Raw genomic sequence first — 19,575 nt, forward strand, 5'->3', positions numbered from 1 at the left:
ATCGAGACCCCCCGCCGCACCCCACCCTCCCGACCACCAAGGAGCCCCCATGACCCTCACCCACCCGCCCACCGCCGCCGCCGCCCGCGCCTTCGACGAGCCCGAGGGGATCGCCCCCCGCGGCACCCTCGTCGTCCTCGGCGGTCGCGGCGAGACCCCCGCCGTCTACGAGCGCTTCGGCGCCCGCATCGCCCGCGACGCCTACCGCGTCCGCGCCTTCGGCGACGCCACGGCCCCCGGCGTCCGGAACGCCGCGCTCGCCGTCCTCCGCGACCCCGCGACCATCACGCCGCTCGTCCTCGTCGGCTCCGACGCCGGTGCGGCCGTCGCCCTCGAGCTCGCCGCGACGGAGCCGGTCGACGCCGTCGTCCTCGCCGGCCTTCCCGTCCGCGCCGAGGGCGGCGCGGAGATCGGCGAGCGGACGGCCTGCCCGAACCACGCCGGCGTCCTCGAGCGCGAGACCGACTCCGCCGCGCGCGACGCCGCCCTCCCGCCCGAGCTGCTCGCGGTCGCCGCCAGCGCCGTCGCCGTCCCGCTGCTCGCGCTCCACGGCGCGGCCGACGCGATCAGCCCGCTCGCGGAGGCGATCGCCGTCTACCGCACGGCGCCACGCGCCGAGATCCACGTCCTCGCCGACGGCCGCCACGACGCGCTGAACGACGCGACGCACCGCTCGGCCGCCGCGACGGTGATCCTCTTCCTCGAGCGGGTGAAGGCGTCAGCCGCCGCCGCGCCGATCATCGAGCGGGTCGCGGAGTGAGCGCGCTCGCCCCCGCCGTCGACCCCACCGACGCCCCCGCCGTCGAGATCACCGCCGACGTCCCCACCGCCGACCGCTCCGGCTGGTCGCCCGGCGGCATCCCGCTCGGCGTCGTGCGCGCCCGCTCGGTCGACGACGTCCGCGCTGCGCTCCGGCACGCCTCCGCCCACGGCATCCCCGTCGTCACCCGAGGCGCCGCCTCCGGACTCGCCGGCGGCGCCAGCGCGGGGGAGGGCGTCCTCGTCCTCGACGTCTCGGGCCTGGACCGCATCCTCGAGATCGACCCCGTCGACGGCGTCGCCCGCGTCGAGCCGGGCGTGATCGCCGCCGATCTCGACCGCGCCGCCGCCGTGCACGGCCTTCTCTACGCCCCGGACCCGGGCAGCGTCGAGCTCGCGACCCTCGGCGGCACCATCGCCACCAACGCCGGCGGCCTGCGCGGCGCGAAGTACGGAGTCACGCGCGACGCCGTCCTCGCCCTCGACGTCGTCCTGGCCGACGGCTCGCTCCTGCACCTCGGGCGCGACACCGTGAAGGGCGTCGTCGGACTCGACCTCACCGCGCTCGTCGTCGGCTCCGAGGGCAGCCTCGGTGTGGTCGTCGGCGCGACCCTCCGCCTGCTGCCCCGGCCGCGGGCGACCGCGACCGCCGCCGCCTTCTTCGCCGACGTGGCCGCAGGTGCCGAAGCCGCCGTCGCCCTCGCCCGCGCGGGCCTGCGCCCGAGCGTCCTCGAGCTGGTCGACGACCGCACCCTCGAGGCCATCGACGCCCTGCGCGGCTCGACCCTGGCCGGCCGCGGCGGCGCCTTCCTCCTGGTGCAGACCGACGGCTTCGGCGCCGCCGAGGAGATCGCCGAGGTGCGCGCGGTGCTCGCCGCGACCGCGCTCAGCGTCGAGACCACCCTCGACCCGGCCGAGGGCCTCGCCCTCGCGAGCGCCCGCCGCGACGCCCTTCCCGCGATCGAGGCCCGCGGCCGCGTGCTGATCGAGGACATCGCCGTGCCCCGCTCCCGCCTCGCCGAGGCGATCCACCGCGTGCACGCCATCGCCGCGGAGACCGGCGCCGACGTCTACGTCTTCGCCCACGCCGGCGACGGCAACCTGCACCCGATCATCCGCCTGCGCGACGAGTCGGAGCAGTCCCGCCGCCAGGCCGACGCCGCGGCCGAGGCGGTCTTCGCCCTCGCCCTCGAGCTCGGCGGCACCGTCAGCGGCGAGCACGGCGTCGGCGCCCTGAAGCGCGACTGGGCCCGCCGCGAGCTCGGCCCCGACGTCGTCGCCCTGCAGCGCGCGGTGCAGCGGGTCTTCGATCCGCAGGGCATCCTGAATCCCGGTACCGCGCTGTGAGCGCACCCCTCGAGAGGACCGACATGACCACCACCCTCCGCTCCGACGTGCTCGTCACCCCCGACGAGCTGGAGGCGGCGCTCGCCTCGCCCGAGCCGCCGCTCGTCCTCGACGTGCGCTGGCGCCTCGACCGTCCCGACGGCCGCCCCGCCTACCTCGAAGGCCACGTCCCCGGTGCCGTCCACGTCGATCTCGACCACGAGCTCGCCGTGCACGGCGCTCCGGAGGACGGCCGCCACCCCCTGCCCCCGATCGAGGCGCTGCAGGAGTCGGCGCGCCGCTGGGGCCTGCGCCAGGGTCAGGCCGTCGTCGTCTACGACGACCTGAAGAACCTCTCCTCCGCCCGGGCCTGGTGGCTGCTGCGCGCCGCCGGAGTCGTCGACGTGCGCCTGCTCGACGGCTCGCTGCGCGCCTGGACCGGCTCGGGTCGCGCGCTGGAGGCCGGCCCCGTGACGCCGGCTTTCGGCGACGTCGAGCTGGCCTACGGCGCCCTGCCGGTGCTCGAGATCGACGAGGCCGCCGCGCTGCCGTCGACCGGCGTGCTCCTCGACGCCCGCGCCCCCGAGCGCTACCGCGGCGACGTCGAGCCGATCGATCCTCGCGCCGGCCACATCCCCGGTGCTCTGAACGCCCCCGCCACGGAGAACGTCGACACCGACGGCCGCTTCCTCGACGCCGCCGCCCTGCGCGCCCGCTTCGAGTCCCTCGGCGTCCGCCCCGACGCCCCCGTCGGCGTCTACTGCGGCTCCGGAGTGACCGCCGCCGCCGACGCCGTCGCCCTCACCCTCGCCGGCTTCGCCCCCGCCCTCTACCCCGGCTCCTGGTCCCAGTGGTCGAACACGGCGGGCCGGCCCGTCGCCACGGGCACGGAGGCGTAGCCCCCTTCGTGCTGGTCGAGCAGCGCGAAGCGCGTATCGAGACGCGGCCCCCGCCCGGCACCCGGCGCCCGCCGGTCCGTCAGCGCGGGATCTCGATGCGCGCGCTGTGCGCGCTACTCGATCAGCATGAAGTGCCCCTCCGTCGGCGCGCCGCGGTCTTCGCGTGCGCTTCATGCGTCACCCGTGCGTCGGCGTTCGCCGTGGCCGTCGCGTGCGCTTCATGCCTCACCCGTGTGTCGGCGTTCGCCGCGGCCGTCGCGTGCGCTCCATGCCTCGCGCGCGCGTCTGCGTTCGCCGCGGCATTCGCATGCGCTGCACGACGTGCCCGTGCGTCGGTGTCCGCTGCCGCCAGAGCGCGGACACCATGCTGGTCGAGTAGCGCGGAGCGCGTATCGAGACCCACCGTCGAGCAGAACATCAGCCGTGAGGCCCGCTCGTCGCCCATCGCGGATGAGTCGCCTCCTCAGCTGATGTTCCGTCCCGCCTCCGCGGAACCAGCTCCGCAGGCCGGGCTCCGATGCTCGCCACCTCCGCCACCGACTCCCCGAAAGTTGCGGTAGTCGCGCTCGACTACCGCAACTTTCGAGGAATGGCGCGGCCGCGGCGCGTCAGCCCAGGCGGGAGTGCTCGCCGAGGTGGTGCCACGTGCGGTTGTGGTACACCAGCGGCGCGGTCGCGTCGGAGTCCTCGGGCACGTGCGCCTCGAGGGCGTGCACGGCGACGATGGTCGACGAGCCGGCCTCCATGCGGTTGATGACGGTGCCGCGGATCCAAGCGGCCGCCCCGGGGAAGTACGGCTCGCCGGTGGGCAGGCGCGACCAGATCGAGGTGTCGGCGAAGCGGTCGATGCCGCTGGTCGAGCCGAGGCGGGCGAGATCGAGCTGCTCGGCGCCGAGGAGGTGCACGACCAGGGTCTCGGACGCCTGGATGGCCGGCGAGCTGGACGACGCCGACGAGAGCGAGAACACGAACAGCGGCGGCTCCGCGCTCACCGAGAAGACGGACGTCGCGGTCAGCGCGACGGGCCCGGTGCCCGGGTCGGCGGTGATCAGCGCCACACCCGCGGCGTGGTTGCGGAACGCCAGCTTGAAGTCGGCGGGGGAGAGCCCGGCGAAGGCGGCGTGCGGCCGCGGGTCGCCCGCGGGCACGGACTCGGGCGTGGTGGCGAGGTTCTCACGGCTCATCGGAGACTCCTGATCGATCGGGGACGCGGCGGCAGGACCGGCCCGCCGTCGCGCCGCAGCACGGCCCCTCCAGCCTGTCGCATCCGGCAGGGGCCGCTCGCCTCATTGCGGAGTATGACACCCGCGCCTCCGCCCCCGCCGCCCCGCGCGCCCCCGTCCGATCTGCAGGCTCCGCGCCGCGGAGAGCGCATCCATCCGCACACGGCGGGCCGCAGCCTCCCGGATCACCTGCAGATCGGACCGCCGCCTCGAGCGCACCCGTCCGCTCCCCGCGCAACCCGTGGCACCGCCGCCCCCGGGCGCGCACACTCGGAACCATGGCCCACCGCACCCGCGAGTCGAACACCCGCCCCGAGAGCAAGACCTGCGCCTCCTGCGGCCGCGAGATCGAGTGGCGCGCGAAGTGGGCGCGCGACTGGGAGAACGTCCGCTACTGCTCCGACGCCTGCCGCCGCCGCGGCGTGGGCCCGGAGGAGGCGCGCCTCGAGGAGGAGATCCGCACCGTGCTCCTGGCCCGCGCAGCCTCCTCCACCGCCTGCCCGTCCGAGGTCGCCCGCCGCGTCGGGGGAGAGGAGTGGCGGCCGCTGATGGAGCCGGTCCGCCGCGCCGCCCGCCGCCTCGTCGACCGCGGCGAGATCGACATCGTCCAGGGCGGGCAGATCGTCGATCCGTCCCGCGCGAAGGGCCCGATCCGCCTCCGCCGCCGCCCGGGCGGGCCCCTGTCGCCCGGCGGCGCCGCCAGCTAGCCTCGCTGACATGCCCAGCAGCGACGCCGTCGTCCTCACCGTCCCCGGACCGCACGGCGACCGGGAGGTGCGCCTCTCCAGCCCGTCGCGCGTGCTGTTCCCCGACTCGGGCATCACCAAGCGCGACGTGGCGGAGTACCTGATCGCGGTCGGCGAGGCCTTCGTCGCGGCCAACGGCGACCGGCCGATCTCTCTGCAGCGCTTCTCCTCCGGCATCGACGGCGACCAGTTCTTCTCGAAGAACCCGCCCAAGGGCGCGCCGGAGTATGTCCGATCCGTCCCCGTCACCTACCCCAGCGGACGCGTGCACCCGCAGCTCGTCATCGACGAGCCCGCCGTCGCTGTCTGGGCCGCGCAGATGAACACGCTCGTCTTCCACCCGTGGGCGTCCCGCGCGGAGGACTCCGACCGCCCCGACCAGCTCCGCATCGACCTCGACCCGCAGCCGGGCACCGACGTCGCCGACGCCGTCCGCGCCGCGCACGCCCTGCGCGAGGTGCTGCGCGAGGCGGCGCTGGAGTCGTTCGTGAAGACGTCGGGCAACCGCGGCCTGCACGTCTTCGCGCCGATCGTGGCCGAGCACGAGTTCCTCGACGTGCGGCACGCCGTCATCGCCGCCGCCCGCGAGCTCGAGCGGCGGATGCCCGAGCAGGTCACGACGGCGTGGTGGAAGGAGGAGCGCGGCGAGCGGATCTTCGTCGACTTCAACCAGGCCAACCGCGACCGCACGATGGCCGGCGCCTACAGCCCGCGCCCGCTCGCGCACGCCCCCGTCTCCTGCCCGCTGGAGTGGGAGGAGCTCGACGGCGTCGACCCGACCGCCTTCACGATCCGCACCGTGCCCGAGCGCCTTCGCACGACGGGCGATCCGTGGGCGCGGATGCACGACGCCCCCGGCCGCCTCGACGCGCTCCTCGGCTGGTGGGAGCGCGACCTCGCGGCGGGGCTCGGCGAGCTGCCCTTCCCGCCCGACTTCCCGAAGATGCCGGGCGAGCCGCCCCGCGTGCAGCCGAGCCGCGCGAAGAAGCCGGCGGCGGAGCCCGAGGAGCACTGAGGCGCCCGACGCGCACTGAGGAGCCCGACGAGCACTGAGGAGCCCAGCGGACCCGACCAGCGCCGGGACGCCTCAGCCCAGCACGTCCCCCAGGTCGTACGCGACGGGCTGCTCCAGCTGCTCGAAGGTGCAGGAGTCGGCGTCGCGGTCGGGCCGCCAGCGCTCGAACTGGACGGTGTGCCGGAACCGCGACCCCTCCATCTGGTCGTAGCGCACCTCGAGCACCGTCTCGGGTCGCAGCCGCACGAACGAGGTGTCGCGGCTCCCGGAGAACCGGCTGCGCTCGCCGTCGCCGCGGACCGGCTCGCCCGCCTCGTCGCGCTCGACGACGCCGGCGAGCTCGTCGATCAGCTCGATCCGCCGGGCGTCCGTGAAGGCGGAGGCGCCGCCGACCTGGCGCAGCGTCCCGTCGGCGTCGTGGAGGCCCAGCAGCAGCGAGCCGAGCCCCGGCTTCGAGGTGTGCTCGCGGTAGCCGATCGCGATCACGTCGGCCGTCCGGTGGTGCTTGACCTTGAGCATCGTCCGCTTGCCCGGCGCGTAGGGAGCGGCGAGCGGCTTCGCGATCACGCCGTCCAGCCCCGCGCCCTCGAAGCGCTCCAGCCAGTCGCGTGCGAGCGCCTCGTCGGCGGTGGTGCGGCCGAGGTGCACGGGTGACGGCGCGCCGTCCAGCACGGCGGCGAGCGCCTCCCGCCGCGCCGAGTACGGCTCGTCGAGCAGGCTGCGGCCGTCGACGGCGAGCAGATCGAAGGCGACGAGCATCGCGGGAGTCTCGGCCGCGAGGGTCGCGACGCGGCTGGCGGCGGGGTGGATGCGCTGCGAGAGCAGCTCCCAGTCGAGCCGCTGCGCGCCCTCCGGCCCGGTGGCCAGCACGATCTCCCCGTCGAGGACGCAGCCGTCGGGCAGCAGCCGGAGGAACGCCTCCACCAGCTCGGGGAAGTACCGGGTGAGCGGCTTCGAGCCGCGGCTGCCGATCTCGCAGACCCCGTCCGCGACGGAGACGATCGCGCGGAAGCCGTCCCACTTCGGCTCGTAGGAGTAGCCGCCGGCGACGGCGTCCTGAGCGGGCACAGCGGCGACGGCCTTGGCGAGCATCGGGGCGAGGGGGAGCGGGAACGGGAGGTCCATCCTGCGATCATCCTGCGCCGCCCCCGTGCGGCGCACCCCCTGCGGCGAGGCTCCTCCCCAGGGTCGAGCGCGTGACGAACAGATCACAAGCGCCCGCCCGGGTACCGTCCCCGTCGAGGGATACGGAAGACTGCGCCTCATGATGATGTGGGGACAGCACGCCGGAACACGCTCGGGACCAGACCGATCGGCCCCGTCGCTCCGAAGAGGATCTGTGACCCCCGAATGTCGGATCTATGCCGGACGGAGCCGCCGCTGATGGCGCGCACCGCCGTCTCGGCCGCCCGGCAGCTGTTCTCGCGCTCGCGCCGCAGCGACTCCCCCGGGGAAGGGGAACCCCCGTACGGAGTCGAACCCGACGTGACCGAGTACCTGCCGGCTCCGGCGCGCCAGGAGGACGAGCCCCGCCACGGCTCCGACTCCGGGCAGAGCGCTCCCTCGGCGCACGCGATCGGCGAGCACGTCTTCGACGTGCCCGCCCCCGCGATCGGCGAGCACTGCGAGCTCGATGCGGATGCTCTCGAGTTCCCGCATCCGGGGGTCGCCTCCTTCGTCCCCGATCTCTCCCGTCCGGCGCGGGGAAGCGGCTCGCACAGCGCGTTCCGCAGCCCGCCGCCGGCTCCGGCCCCGGCCCCGGCCGCACCGTCGCCGATGATCGATCTCCCGAGGGACTTCGCTCCCGCGGAGGACGTCGAGCAGCCGCTCGCGCCCGAGCAGACGCCGCCGAGCGCGCCCTCGCGGTTCGAGCCGCAGGCCGTGGACGCCGCTTCCGCCCTGGACGCCGCTCCCGTCGGGCCGCAGCCCGTGGACCCGCCGTCGTTCGAGCCGCCGACGACCGAGCCCGCCGCCGTCCAGCCGCCGGCGCCCGTGGACGCCCCGCCGGCGCCGTCCGTCGACCCCGCCCTCCTCCGCGGCTTCGCGCTGGCCCCGACCGGCTCCGCCGTCGCAGCGCCGGCACCGGTCATCGGCGAGGTCTGCGAGCTCGACACCGAGCACCTCGAGTTCCCGCACCCGAACGCGGCGGAGTTCGTGCCCGTCCAGGGCCGCCCCCGCGGCGCCTTCGGACTCTTCCTGCCCGACGCGACGCGCCGCTCCGCGCCCGTCGAGCCCGAGCAGTACGACGAGCCCGAGCAGTACGACGAGTCTGAGCAGTACGAGGGGCCTGAGCAGTACGACGGGTCCGACCAGCACGTCGAGCCCGAGCAGTACGCCGAGCCCGAGCAGTACGTCGAGCCCCAGGGATACGACGAGCCCCAGGGATACGACGAGCCCCAGGGATACGACGAGCCCCGGGGATACGCCGAGCCCGAGCAGCACGACGAGCCCGAGGCGCTCGCCGACACCCGACGTCACGTCGCCGCTGAGCCGCTGCACGGTCTCTTCGACGAGCCCTTCACCGCTCCCGCCCCCTTCCCCGGGCGCGGCGACTCCGACGGCGCTCACGCCGACACCGACTCCGCCGCCGTCTTCCTCGCGCCGCCCGTGCCCGCCACCGCGCACCAGTGGCACGGCGCGCCGCTCGCGGCCGACCCCGAGGACGACGAGAGCCGCCCGCGCTCGCACCGGAAGCCGATCCTGATCGGCGCCGCCGTCGCCGCGGCGCTCCTGGTCGTCGGCGGCGCACTCGTCGCCGTTCCGCTGCTCACCGGGGGCGACGACGGATCCTCCTCCGGTCCCGTCGCCGCCGCCGACCCGGGCACCACCGCGGCCGCCGTCACCTGGGTCGCCGACACGATCGACCCTGCGTCCGTCCTGCTGGTGCAGGACGATCTGGTCGCGGACGTCACGGACGCCGGCTACCCCGTCGACACCGTCGTCTCGGAGTCGACGCTCACCGCCGCGGCCCCCGACTCGGCCTGGCGCGCGGCCGACTACATCCTCGCCACGCCCGCTCTGCGGGACACCGCGACCGGCGAGACCGCGACCGCCCTCGACAACTCCGAGTCCGTGGCGAGCTTCGGCAGCGGCGACACCGTCGTCGAGGTGCGCCGCGTCCTCGACCAGGGTGCCGACCAGGCCGCCGCCGCGGCCGCCGTGCTCACCGCCGCCCGCGCGTCCGCCGGTGCGCAGCTCGCGGCCAACCCCGCGCTGACCACCACCGACGCCGCCCGCGCCCTGCTCGAGGGCGGCCGGGTCGACTCGCGCCTCCTGCTCCTGCTCGGTCAGCAGCTCGCCTTCACGCCGCTCTCGGTCGCCGACTTCCCCGTCGGGCCGAACGAGATCGACGGCGTCCGCCACCGGATGCTCCTGTCCGACTACAACGGCGCCGCGCTCCCGGCCGACGCCGCCGCCCTCCAGAACGCCACCACGTGGCTCGGCAGCCAGTCGGGCGATTTCGTCCCGACGTCCGTCGAGTCGACCCCCGAGGGTCTCCTCGTCGCCCTCGACCTCGATGAGCCGGCCGGGCTGCTCCCGGGCGCTCAGTAGCACGACCCCACCCGAAGGACCCGCCATGAACCCGATCCGCCCCCTCCGCCTCGTCCGAGCCGCGATCGCCGTCGCTGCCGTGTCGGCGCTCGCCGCACTCGGCGCCGCCCCCGCGTCGGCCGCCGAGGCGCCGCCCGCGACGGGCTGGGTGCGGGTCGCGCACCTCTCGCCCGACACGAAGTCGGTCGACGTGACCCTCACCGCACTCGGTGGAGGGGGCGCGGCCTTCGAGCTCGACGGCGTCGCCTACGGCGCGGTCTCGCCCTACTGGACGCTGCAGCCGGGCACCTACGTCGTGTCGATGGTGCCCTCCGATGCGCCCGAGGGAACAGCCCCCGTGATCGAGCAGTCCGTCGACGTGTCCGCCGGCACCCCGCTGACGGTCGCCGCCCTCGGCCGCAACGCCGTCCTGCGCACCACGGTCTTCACCGACGACCTCACCCCTCCCGCCGACGGTCAGGCCCGCGTGCGCGTCGTCCAGGCCTCGACCACGGCGAGCCAGGTCGACGTCGCCACCACCACCGGCACCCTGCTCGCGACCGCAGCCGCCCAGGGCACCGCCACCGGCTACACCAGCGTCCCCGCCGGACCGTGGAGCCTCGACCTGTCGGCCGGCGCCGTGACCGCGAAGGCCGATCTCGACCTCGCCCCCGGCTCCGTCGCGTCGCTGTTCGTCCTCGACGACGCCTCAAACGGCCTCGTCGTCTCGCCCGTGCTCGACTCGGCCGCCATCGGCGACCTGCCCACGGGCGGCATCCAGACCGGAGGCGGCGCCACCGCCGTGCACGTCGCCTCCACCTCCTCGTCCGCGCCGCTCGTCGACGGGCTGCTCGGCGTGCTGTCGGTCCTCGGCGTCTTCGCCGTCGTCGCCGGCGCCCTCGCCCTGATCGCGCGCCGCTCCGCGGTCGGCAGCGGCCGAGCGAGCTGATGCGCCGCACCGCCGGAGCGGGAGCGGCCCTCGCGGCGCTCCTGCTCCTGGCCGGCTGCGCGGCCGCGGGGGAGCAAGCCGCGCCGCCCGCGACCGCCGGCGCCTCCGCCGCTCCCGCCACACCCGCGCCCGCCACGCCGGGCCCGGGCGACGCGGGCGCCCTCCAGGACCCGGTCGCCGCCGCCGCTCCCGCCCGCTCGAGCGCCGTTCCGGTGCGCGTCGTGATCCCCGCGATCGGCGTCGACTCCACCCTCGAGTCGCTGACCCGCGACGAGACCGGCTGGATCCAGCCGCCCGTGCAGGTGGACGAGGCCGGCTGGTACCGCGACGGCGTCGTCCCGGGCGACATCGGCCCCTCCGTCATCGCCGGGCACGTCGACTCCCGGATCGGCCCCGGGGTCTTCCTCGATCTCACGGCGCTCGTCCCCGGCGACACCGTGGACGTCGTGCTCTCGGACGGCAGCACCCGCACCTTCTCCGTGACCGGCTCGGTCTCGGTGCCCAAGGAGGACTTCCCGACCGAGGACGTCTACGGCCCGAGCCCCACGGCGCAGCTGCGCCTGATCACCTGCGGCGGGGTCTTCGACGACTCCTACGGGCACTACGTCGACAACGTGGTCGTCTCGGCGGACCGCATCGCCTGAGCATCCCCGGGGCAACCGCCGACTCGCAGGCGCATCGCCGATTCGAGGCGTAGCGTCGGAGGCTATGAGCACCTCTTGGAAGCGCTGGGTCCCGGCCGCCGCCGTCCCCCTGGTCGTCGTCGCCGCGGCCGTCACCCTGCCCCTGTCCGCGAACGCGGCGGGCGACCTCCCGGAGAAGTCCGCAGCCGACCTCCTGACCTTCGTCGCCGAGAGCGACACGACCGCCTTCTCCGGCGAGATCCAGCAGACCTCCGCCCTCGGCCTGCCCGATCTCTCCGCGCTCGGCGGCTCCGGCTCCGGCATGGAGGGGCCCGACGGCGCCTCCGCCGGCGACGCGCTGATGGAGCTCGCGACAGGCTCGCACCAGGCCCGCGTCTTCGTCGACGCCGAGCAGGGGGCCCGGCTCCAGGTGCTCGACCGCCTCGCCGAGCGCGACGTCGTCGCCACGAAGGCCGACGGTGTCTGGATCTACGACTCCTCGGAGAACTCCGCGACCCACCTGCTGCCGCCGACCGGCGACGCCGCGACGCAGGCGGAGGCCCCGGCCGGCGAGGTCCCCACTCCCTCCTCGATCGCCGAGCAGCTCCTCGCCGCGATCGACCCGACGACCACCGTCGCGGTCGGCTCCGACGTCCGCGTCGCGGGCCGCGACGCCTACGAGCTCGTGCTCACCCCGCGCGACAGCGGCACCCTCGTCGGCTCCGTCACCGTCTCGATCGACGGCGAGACCGGCCTGCCCCTCGGCGTGGCCGTCACGCCCGTCGGCGGCACCGCGCCCGCCTTCAGCGTCGCGTACACGAGCATCGACGTCTCGGCGCCCGACGCCGCGATGTTCTCCTTCACCCCGCCCGCCGGCGCGGAGGTCACCGAGAAGGCCGCGCCCGTGCACGACGAGTCGGCCGCTCCCGCCGAGGGCACGGAGCCGGCGACCGCTCCGGAGAGCGACGTCACCACGACGGGCACCGGCTGGGGCTCGATCGTGGAGCTGCCCGCAGGCGACGCCGAGTCGCTCGCCTCGCTCGACGCCGTGACCACGCCGGTCGACGGCGGCCGCGCGCTCTCCTCCGCCCTCTTCTCGGTCCTGCTCACCGACGACGGACGCGTCCTCGCGGGCGCCGTCCCGGTCGACGCGCTCTCCGCGGCCGCCGGTCGGTGACGAGCGGCGAGCTCGCGGTCGAGACCCGGGGCCTCACCAAGCGCTTCGGGCGCCAGGAGGCGGTGTCGGGTCTCGACCTCGCCGTTCCCCGCGGGGCCGTCTTCGGCTTCCTCGGGCCCAACGGCTCGGGCAAGACCACGACGATCCGGATGCTGCTCGCCCTGGCCGCGCCGACCGAGGGCGACATCAGCGTCCTAGGCACGGCGATGCCGCGCGGAGCCGCCGAGGTGCTCCCGCGCGTCGGCGCCCTCGTCGAGGGGCCGGGCTTCTACCCGTTCCTCTCCGGCAGCGCCAACCTCCGGCGCTTCGACGCGGCCGAGGCCGGCACCTCTTCGCGCAGCCGCGACAGCCGCGCGAAGGAGGCGCTCGCCCGCGTCGGCCTCTCCGCCGCGGCCGGCAAGAAGGTCGGCTCGTACTCCCTCGGCATGAAGCAGCGCCTCGGCATCGCCGTCGCCCTGCTCTCACCACGCGACCTCATCGTCCTCGACGAGCCGACCAACGGCCTCGACCCGCAGGGCACCCGCGAGGTCCGCTCGCTCGTCCGCAGCCTGAACGCCGACGGCACGACGGTCCTCGTCTCCAGCCACCTCCTGGCCGAGATCGAGCAGCTCTGCACCCACGCCGCCGTGATGCGCACGGGTCGCCTCGTCGCGCAGGGCGGGCTGGACGAGCTGCGCGGCGACGCGGCCTCGCTCGAGCTGCTGACGCCCGACGCTGCCGACGCGCAGCGCGCCCTCGTCGAGCTGGGGCTCGCGCCGCGCCTCGTCCCGGCCGAGCACCCGATCGATCCGCCGCTGGTCGTGGCGGCGATGCCCACGACCGCCGCTCCGGAGACCGTCGTGGCCGCCCTCGTCGCCGCGGGAGTCCGCGTGCGCGGCTTCTCGGTGCGCCGCCCCTCGCTCGAGGAGCGCTTCGTCGAGCTGACCGGGGAGGGCTTCGATGTCGAGCGCTGAGACCGCGACCACCCGCACGCCCGGCCCGCGCCCGGCGCGCAGCCTGGGCAGCGGCGCCCTGCTGGCCTCCGAGCTGGCCCTGCTCTTCCGCCGCCGCCGCACCTGGGCGCTGCTCGCCGCGCTCGCGGCCATCCCGATCCTGCTGGCGGTCGCCGTGCGGCTGTCCGGCGGCGACGGCGGCGGCCCCTCGTTCGTCGGTGCGATCGCGGGCAACGGCCTCTTCACGGGGTTCGCGGCGATCACGGTCGCCGTCCCGCTCTTCCTGCCGCTGACCGTCGGCGTCGTCGCGGGCGACGCGATCGCCGGGGAGGCATCGCTCGGCACCCTGCGCTACCTCCTGGTCAGCCCGGTCGGACGGATCCGGCTCCTCGCGGTCAAGTTCGCGGCGGCGATCGCGTTCTGCCTGGCCGCGGCGCTCACGGTGATGGTCGTCGGCATCCTGATCGGCCTCGCCCTGTTCCCCGCCGGCCCGGTGACGCTGCTCTCGGGCAGCACCGTCCCGCTCGCGGACGCGATCGGACGCGCCCTCGCGATCGCCGTCTACGCGGCGCTGTCCCTCGTCGGGCTCGCGGCGATCGGCCTGTTCATCTCGACGCTGACCGACGTCCCGGTCGGAGCGATGGCCGCGACGGTGGTCGTCTCGATCGCGGCGCAGATCGTCGGCTCGCTCTCGCAGCTCGACGCCCTGCACCCGTTCCTGCTCACGGACCGCTGGTTCGACTTCGCCGATCTGCTGCGCGACCCGATCGCCTGGAGCTCCTTCGGCGAGAACGCGCTGCTGCAGCTCGCCTACGTCGCCGTCTTCGGCTCGCTGGCGATCGCGCGTTTCACCACCCGCGACGTCCTGTCCTGAGACCCGGGTCCGCTCGCGCGCCGGGAACGACGGAGGCCGCCCTCCCCGCAGCAGCGGGAGGGCGGCCTCCGTCGTCGTGGGCCGGTGTCAGCCCTGGGGGGTGATGCCGAAGGTGACGGCGCCGCCCTCGTCCACCTGCGCGTCGAGCACCTTGTCGCCGAGGGCCACGGAGGCGGCGACGTCGAGGAAGACCCGCGCCCCGTCCTGCTCCACGACCGCATCGGTGGTCTCCGGGGCCGGCGCGACGGCGACGGCGAAGTTGCGGGCGTCGAGGTCGTCGCCGCTGATGCGGAGTCCGCCCTCGACGGGGGTCTCGGTCTGCCCGGTGATGGTCTTGACGACGGTGCTGGCGTTGTCGGTGAGCGTGAGCATCGGGTCGTTCCTTCCGTCCGTGATCGATGAGGGAGCCACGTTGCCGAGAACCGCGCCGGGTCTCAACCCACGGCGACGGACGTGCAGGGGATGCACACCTGGGGGCGGCGGCCGAGCGGGGCGGGGGGAGCGGCCCGGCCCTGCGAGACTGTCCGGATGCACCCCGCCGACGCCTGTCCGTGCGGAAGCCGCCGCCACTACGCCGACTGCTGCCGCCCCGCCCACCTCGGCGAGACGCCGTCGCCGACCGCGGAGCGCCTGATGCGCAGCCGCTACAGCGCGAACGTGCTCGGCAGCGCCGGCTACCTCCTGGCGAGCTGGCACCCGTCCACCCGGCCGAACCGCGTCGACCTCGACGACGACGTCCGGTGGCGGCGCCTGCAGATCGTCGACACCGCGTTCGGCGGCGAGGACGACGCCGAGGGGCTCGTGGAGTTCCGCGCCTCCTACCGCTCCCCGGCCGGGCCGGGGCTCGTGCACGAGCGCAGCCGCTTCCTTCGCCAGGACGGCCGCTGGTACTACGTCGACGGCGAGCTGCTCGACGACGGATCCTGACCGGCCCGCCCATCGGGCCCGCGCGCGGCCTACCCTGGGGAGATGGCCAAGGACTTCCGACGGGCGGACCACGCGTCCCGGTACGAGCTGCATCAGGACGGGGCGCTCGTCGGCGTCCTCGACTTCCACGAGAACGCGGAGAGCGTGTCCCTCGTGCGCTCCTTCACCTCGCCCCCGCACCGCGGTCAGGGGCTGGCGGGCGAGCTGGTCGCCTTCGCGGTCGACGACATCGAGGCCTCCAGCGAGCGCAGCATCGTGCCGATGTGCTGGTACGTCGGGCAGTGGTTCGACCAGCACCCGGAGCGGGCGCACCTGCTCACGCGCGGCGCCTCGGCCTGAGCGGCCCGAGCCCCTCGCCGGGGAGCGCCGCTAGGTCCTGACGATCGGCTCGACACCCGCGAGATCGGGCCTGAGGCCGATGTCGACCAGCCGGATCCGCCCGGCGTAGGAGCGCGCGGGCTCCAGCAGCAGCCCCGCCTTGATCGCCCCGAAGGTCACCGTCACATCGGCGGGCAGGACGGTCGTGTCCGGCACCGCGCCGTCGTCGGGCCCGATGCCGCTCGGCAGGTCGACGGCGACGACGACGGGCCGGTCCTCGCGGCGGTCGAGCGCGTCGATCACCGTCGCCACCACCTCGCGCGACCGCCCGCGGAGGGCCGGCTCGGCGGTGCCGATGCCGAGGATCCCGTCGACGACCACGTCCGCGCGCGCGACCGCCGCCGCGAGGGCCGCCGGGTCGTCGGCGGCGACGCGGCTGCAGCCGTCGTCGAGCGCGACCGCGAGCCCGCGCTGGTGGGCCCGGTCCGCGGTGAGCACCAGCGAGACGTCGGTGCCGGAGGAGGAGATCTCGGCGGCCGCGTACAGCGCGTCCCCGCCGTTGTTGCCCGGCCCCACCAGCACGAGCACCGATCCCGCGCCGCGCCTGTCCTTCCGCGCGTCGAGCGCCGCGCGCAGCTCGCGCGCGAGCCCGTCCGCTGCCCGCTGCATCAGCGGCTCTCGACGCGCCAGGTGCGGCGCCTCAGCGGCCCGCACCTGCGCGGAGGAGTATCCCTCGGCCATCCCTCCACTCTGCGCCCCTCGCGCCCCGACGGCAACCGCCCCCGCTCGCGTCATGCCGATCGCCGCTCCGTCCTGTTGGTCGAGCAGCCCGGCCGGCCCTCATGCCGGTCGAGTAGCCCGAAGGGCGTATCGAGACCCACGCTCTCGAGCTCCCCCTCACCCCTCCTGCACCGCCCGGTCCGCCTCCTCCACGATCGCGCGCATCGCCGCCTCCGCCGCGCCGCCGTCCCCCGAGCCCACCGCGGCGGCGACCGCTCGGTGCAGCCGCACCGCCTCCGAGTCCGCCTCCCGCGGCATCAGCGCGTGCCTCGTCCGCCCGGCGAGCACCTCCGCGACCAGATCGCCGAGCTGCGCGAGCATCGGATTGCCCGACGCGGCCAGCACCGTGCGGTGGAACGCCGTGTCCGAGGCGAGGTACGCCCCCTGGTCGGCGGCCCGGGCGTGCTCCGACATGCCGCGCGCCGCCTCCTCCAGCGCCGCCCGCTGCTCCGTCGACGCGTGCACCGCCGCCAGGCGCGCGGCGAGCGGCTCCACCCCCAGGCGCAGCTGGCTGAGCCGGTGCAGCTGCGCCTGCCGGTCCGGCCCGTCGAGACTCCAGCCGATCACCCGCGGATCGAGCGCGTTCCAGCACTCCGGAGGCTGCACCCGCGTTCCCGCGCGCCGCCGGGACACGACCAGCCCGAGCGACTCCAGCACCCGCACCGCCTCGCGCATCACCGACCGGGACACCCCGCGGCGCTCCGCCCGCTCGTCCGCGCTGAAGACGCTCCCGGGCACGAGCGCGCCCTGCACGATCTGCGCGCCCAGCTCGTCGAGCACCGCCTCGTGCAGCGAGCGAGGTCCGTCCATGCCCTCAGTATTCCGGCGCGGGCCTCGCGCGACCAACGATACGTCGGACATAATCGAGCCCATGACTGCACCGGCCACCCCCGCCAGCGCCAGCGCCCCCGTCCGCGCCCTCGTCGTGATGGGCGTCTCCGGCAGCGGCAAGTCCACGATCGCCACCCTGCTGGCCGACAGGCTGGGCTGGATCTTCGTCGAGGGCGACGACCTGCACCCGGCGGCCAACGTCGCGAAGATGGCCGAGGGCACGCCCCTCACCGACGAGGACCGCGCGCCCTGGCTCGAGACGATCGCCGCCCGAGTCGACGACCTCGTCGACGCCGGCGACTCCGTCGTCGTCACCTGCTCCGCCCTGCGCCGGCGCTACCGCGACGTGCTCCGCCGCGACGACCTCGTCTTCGTGCACCTCGCCGGCACCCGCGAGCTCATCGCCGACCGCCTCGGCGCGCGGACCGGCCACTTCATGCCGCCCGCCCTGCTCGACTCGCAGTTCGAGGCCCTCGAGCCGCTGGGCGACGACGAGCGGCACCTCACCGTCGACCTCGCCGGCGCGCCGGAGGAGGAGATCAGCCAGATCGTGGAGACCCTCCACCTGGCCTGACGGCGGATCAGCCGAGCAGCGCTCCCAGATCCGCCACCGGCAGGCCGAACGCCTCGGCGACCGCCGCGTTGACGACCTGCCCGTCGTGCGTGCTGAGCCCCTTCGCGAGCGCCGGGTCCGCCGAGAGCGCCCCCTTCCAGCCGCGGTCCGCCAGCGCGATCACGTAGGGGAGCGTCGCGTTCGTCAGCGCCCGCGTCGACGTCTCCGGCACGGCGCCCGGCATGTTCGCGACGCAGTAGTAGACGCTGTCGTGCACCGCGAAGACCGGGTCGTCGTGCGTGGTCGGCCGCGATCCCTCGAAACAGCCGCCCTGATCGATCGCGATGTCGACCAGCACCGAGCCGGCCTTCATGGTCGCGACCATCTCGTCGGTGACGAGCTTCGGCGCCCGCGCACCCGGGATCAGCACCGAGCCGATGACGAGGTCCGCCTCCGCAACCTGCGCGGCGATCTCGTAGGCCGAGGAGGCGCGCGTCTGGATCCGCCCGTCGAAGCGTGCCTCGAGCTCGCGCAGCCGCGGGATCGACAGGTCGACGACCGTGACGTCGGCTCCCATGCCGAGCGCGTTCGCGGCCGCGTGCTCGCCCGCCACGCCGCCGCCGATCACGACGACCTTGGCCTTCGGCGTGCCGGGGACGCCGCCGAGGAGGGTGCCGCGCCCTCCGGCCGCCCGCATCAGGTGGTAGCCGCCGACGGTGATGGAGAGCCGGCCGGCGACCTCGCTCATCGGCGAGAGCAGGGGCAGGTGGCGATCCGGCAGCTGCACCGTCTCGTAGGCGATCGCGGTGGTGCCGGCGGCGAGCAGCGCGTCGGTGCACGGCCGGGAGGCGGCGAGGTGCAGGTAGGTGAAGAGGATCTGGCCGGAGCGCATCCTCGGGTACTCGGCCTCGATCGGCTCCTTGACCTTCAGCACGAGGTCGGCCTCGCCCCAGACCTCGTCCGGGCCCGCCGCGATCCGCGCGCCGGCGGCGGCGAAGTCCTCGTCCGAGACGCGCGAGCCCAGCCCCGCGCCGGCCTCCACCAGCACCTCGTGCCCGCGCCGCACCAGCTCGTGCACTCCGGCGGGCGTCGCTGCGACGCGGTTCTCGTTGTTCTTGATCTCGGTGGGAATGCCGATGCGCATGACTGCTCCTTCGCGGTGGACTGCCCCTATCGTGCGAAGATCGTGTTTCGAATGGGAGAACAACCGCAGGATCGCCGGTATCGAGCGCAAGCGCCGCAGGATCCGCAATCAAGGGAGGCTGCACCGCCGTGAGACCGCACGATCTGCACGACCTGGGGGACCTCGATCCCGTCGACCGCACCCTCGTCCGCCTGCTGCGCGCCGACGCCCGCACGCCGAACAGCCGCCTCGCCGAGAAGGCGGGCATCGCGCCGTCCACCTGCGTCTCGCGGGTGCGCTCGCTCGTGGACCGCGGCATCATCACCGGCTTCACCGCCGAGCTCGATCCCGCCGCCCTCGGCCTGACGCTGCAGGCGCTGATCAGCGTCAACATCCGCGCCGGTCAGCGCCAGGCGATCACCCGGTTCGCCGAGGAGATCCGAGCGCTTCCCGAGGTGGTGCAGCTGTTCTTCCTCGGTGGATCGGAGGACTTCCTCCTCCACGTCGCCGTGCGCGACTCGAACGACATCCGCGACTTCGTGGTGTCGAACCTCTCGGCGCACCCGGCGGTCGCCTCGACAAGGACGAGCCTGGTCTTCGATCACCACCGGAAGGGACCGGCGCTGCCGGAGTGACGCCGGTGACCGCCGGGAGCCGCCGCCGACAGCCGCTGCCGGTCGCGGTCGATCAGTGCGCGCCGGGGCTCAGGTCGCCGCCGCCGCGCTGGGTGAGTCCCGGGATCCGCCGCGCGAGGCCCGCGATGTGCTCCTCGGCGATCTCGATCCGGGTGTCGCGGAGACGCTGGCGCAGCAGCGCCTCGACGTCCTCCTCGGGCCGCAGCTCCGCGTCGGCGGAGACCTGCAGCAGGATGCCGCGGAGCTTCTCGTCCAGGGCGGCGTCGTCGCTGCCGTGCTGAATCGGGTGGTCCTGCGATGCGTTCGTCATGTCCCCATCGTGCCACCGTCGACGCGGGCCGCAGGGCAGGATGG

The 19,575-nt window shown here is 75.1% G+C and carries 22 protein-coding genes; 15 read left to right on the forward strand and 7 right to left on the reverse strand.

Annotated elements, in window-relative coordinates; all coding sequences use genetic code 11:
- Positions 1-49 precede the first annotated feature (49 nt).
- The 3 genes from HQQ82_RS20145 to HQQ82_RS17495 are packed head-to-tail and all read left to right on the forward strand — an operon-like array spanning position 50 to position 2,984.
- Positions 50-760, forward strand: coding sequence for an alpha/beta hydrolase (locus HQQ82_RS20145; protein ID WP_173235348.1), 711 nt, complete (start codon positions 50-52; stop codon positions 758-760).
- Positions 757-2,106: an FAD-linked oxidase C-terminal domain-containing protein gene (locus HQQ82_RS20685; RefSeq protein WP_173235349.1), complete on the forward strand. Its 1,350-nt coding sequence runs from the start codon at positions 757-759 to the stop codon at positions 2,104-2,106. The genes HQQ82_RS20145 and HQQ82_RS20685 overlap by 4 nt, the downstream gene beginning before the upstream one ends.
- A 23-nt stretch (positions 2,107-2,129) precedes the next feature.
- On the forward strand, positions 2,130-2,984 hold the full coding sequence (locus HQQ82_RS17495) for a sulfurtransferase (RefSeq protein ID WP_173235350.1): 855 nt from the start codon (positions 2,130-2,132) through the stop codon (positions 2,982-2,984).
- Positions 2,985-3,592: 608 nt separating this feature from the next.
- Here HQQ82_RS17495 and HQQ82_RS17500 read toward each other — a convergent pair.
- Positions 3,593-4,168, reverse strand: a complete 576-nt coding sequence (locus HQQ82_RS17500; protein WP_173235351.1) for a flavin reductase family protein — start codon at positions 4,166-4,168, stop codon at positions 3,593-3,595.
- Between the two features lie 317 nt (positions 4,169-4,485).
- On the opposite strand from HQQ82_RS17500, the gene HQQ82_RS17505 reads away from it, so the two are divergent.
- Complete coding sequence (locus tag HQQ82_RS17505) at positions 4,486-4,914, forward strand: DUF2256 and DUF3253 domain-containing protein (RefSeq protein WP_173235352.1); 429 nt, start codon at positions 4,486-4,488, stop codon at positions 4,912-4,914.
- A gap of 10 nt (positions 4,915-4,924) precedes the next feature.
- Positions 4,925-5,968, forward strand: a complete 1,044-nt coding sequence (gene ligD, locus HQQ82_RS17510) for a non-homologous end-joining DNA ligase (RefSeq protein WP_173235353.1) — start codon at positions 4,925-4,927, stop codon at positions 5,966-5,968.
- 72 nt (positions 5,969-6,040) lie between these two features.
- On the opposite strand, the gene HQQ82_RS17515 is transcribed toward ligD, so the two are convergent.
- Positions 6,041-7,093: an ATP-dependent DNA ligase gene (locus HQQ82_RS17515; RefSeq protein ID WP_173235354.1), complete on the reverse strand. Its 1,053-nt coding sequence runs from the start codon at positions 7,091-7,093 to the stop codon at positions 6,041-6,043.
- A gap of 258 nt (positions 7,094-7,351) precedes the next feature.
- On the opposite strand from HQQ82_RS17515, the gene HQQ82_RS17520 reads away from it, so the two are divergent.
- The 6 genes from HQQ82_RS17520 (at position 7,352) to HQQ82_RS17545 (ending at position 14,054) form a co-directional block, all read left to right on the forward strand.
- Positions 7,352-9,520 (forward strand): hypothetical protein, encoded by a 2,169-nt coding sequence (locus tag HQQ82_RS17520; protein ID WP_173235355.1) that lies wholly within the window; start codon positions 7,352-7,354, stop codon positions 9,518-9,520.
- Between the two features lie 25 nt (positions 9,521-9,545).
- A complete protein-coding gene (locus HQQ82_RS17525; RefSeq protein ID WP_173235356.1) occupies positions 9,546-10,448 on the forward strand; it encodes a DUF4397 domain-containing protein in 903 nt (300 codons plus the stop codon).
- Positions 10,448-11,092 carry a class F sortase gene (locus HQQ82_RS17530; protein ID WP_173235357.1) on the forward strand — a complete coding sequence of 215 codons (645 nt, stop codon included), beginning with the start codon at positions 10,448-10,450 and terminating at the stop codon, positions 11,090-11,092. Before HQQ82_RS17525 ends, HQQ82_RS17530 begins: the two co-directional genes overlap by 1 nt.
- A 64-nt stretch (positions 11,093-11,156) precedes the next feature.
- On the forward strand, positions 11,157-12,248 hold the full coding sequence (locus HQQ82_RS20160; protein WP_173235358.1) for a DUF2092 domain-containing protein: 1,092 nt from the start codon (positions 11,157-11,159) through the stop codon (positions 12,246-12,248).
- Complete coding sequence (locus HQQ82_RS17540) at positions 12,245-13,201, forward strand: ATP-binding cassette domain-containing protein (RefSeq protein WP_173235359.1); 957 nt, start codon at positions 12,245-12,247, stop codon at positions 13,199-13,201. Before HQQ82_RS20160 ends, HQQ82_RS17540 begins: the two co-directional genes overlap by 4 nt.
- The gene (locus HQQ82_RS17545; RefSeq protein ID WP_173235360.1) at positions 13,188-14,054 is read left to right on the forward strand and encodes an ABC transporter permease; all 867 of its coding nucleotides are present in this window, start codon (positions 13,188-13,190) and stop codon (positions 14,052-14,054) included. Before HQQ82_RS17540 ends, HQQ82_RS17545 begins: the two co-directional genes overlap by 14 nt.
- A gap of 87 nt (positions 14,055-14,141) precedes the next feature.
- On the opposite strand, the gene HQQ82_RS17550 is transcribed toward HQQ82_RS17545, so the two are convergent.
- Positions 14,142-14,426, reverse strand: a complete 285-nt coding sequence (locus HQQ82_RS17550) for a hypothetical protein (protein ID WP_173235361.1) — start codon at positions 14,424-14,426, stop codon at positions 14,142-14,144.
- Between the two features lie 156 nt (positions 14,427-14,582).
- On the opposite strand from HQQ82_RS17550, the gene HQQ82_RS17555 reads away from it, so the two are divergent.
- On the forward strand, positions 14,583-14,981 hold the full coding sequence (locus tag HQQ82_RS17555; RefSeq protein WP_173235362.1) for a YchJ family protein: 399 nt from the start codon (positions 14,583-14,585) through the stop codon (positions 14,979-14,981).
- Positions 14,982-15,023: 42 nt separating this feature from the next.
- Positions 15,024-15,320: a GNAT family N-acetyltransferase gene (locus tag HQQ82_RS17560; RefSeq protein WP_173235363.1), complete on the forward strand. Its 297-nt coding sequence runs from the start codon at positions 15,024-15,026 to the stop codon at positions 15,318-15,320.
- Between the two features lie 30 nt (positions 15,321-15,350).
- Here the strand turns inward: HQQ82_RS17560 and HQQ82_RS17565 are convergent, their stop codons facing one another.
- Both HQQ82_RS17565 and HQQ82_RS17570 read right to left on the reverse strand, forming a co-directional pair.
- Entirely contained in the window at positions 15,351-16,040 is a 690-nt protein-coding gene (locus HQQ82_RS17565; protein WP_173235364.1) for an NAD(P)H-hydrate epimerase, read from the reverse strand.
- A 156-nt stretch (positions 16,041-16,196) separates the two neighbouring features.
- A complete protein-coding gene (locus HQQ82_RS17570) occupies positions 16,197-16,889 on the reverse strand; it encodes a FadR/GntR family transcriptional regulator (RefSeq protein WP_216848749.1) in 693 nt (230 codons plus the stop codon).
- A 61-nt stretch (positions 16,890-16,950) separates the two neighbouring features.
- On the opposite strand from HQQ82_RS17570, the gene HQQ82_RS17575 reads away from it, so the two are divergent.
- On the forward strand, positions 16,951-17,484 hold the full coding sequence (locus tag HQQ82_RS17575; protein WP_173235366.1) for a gluconokinase: 534 nt from the start codon (positions 16,951-16,953) through the stop codon (positions 17,482-17,484).
- A 7-nt stretch (positions 17,485-17,491) separates the two neighbouring features.
- On the opposite strand, the gene ald is transcribed toward HQQ82_RS17575, so the two are convergent.
- Positions 17,492-18,607, reverse strand: coding sequence for an alanine dehydrogenase (ald, locus tag HQQ82_RS17580; protein WP_173235367.1), 1,116 nt, complete (start codon positions 18,605-18,607; stop codon positions 17,492-17,494).
- Positions 18,608-18,735: 128 nt separating this feature from the next.
- Here ald and HQQ82_RS17585 point away from each other — a divergent pair, with 128 nt between their 5' ends.
- Positions 18,736-19,221: an Lrp/AsnC family transcriptional regulator gene (locus HQQ82_RS17585; RefSeq protein ID WP_173235368.1), complete on the forward strand. Its 486-nt coding sequence runs from the start codon at positions 18,736-18,738 to the stop codon at positions 19,219-19,221.
- Positions 19,222-19,273: 52 nt separating this feature from the next.
- On the opposite strand, the gene HQQ82_RS17590 is transcribed toward HQQ82_RS17585, so the two are convergent.
- Positions 19,274-19,531: a hypothetical protein gene (locus HQQ82_RS17590; protein ID WP_173235369.1), complete on the reverse strand. Its 258-nt coding sequence runs from the start codon at positions 19,529-19,531 to the stop codon at positions 19,274-19,276.
- Positions 19,532-19,575 lie beyond the last annotated feature (44 nt).

The sequence above is a fragment of the Rathayibacter sp. VKM Ac-2856 genome, from assembly GCF_013205055.1.
Lineage (GTDB): Bacteria > Actinomycetota > Actinomycetes > Actinomycetales > Microbacteriaceae > Rathayibacter.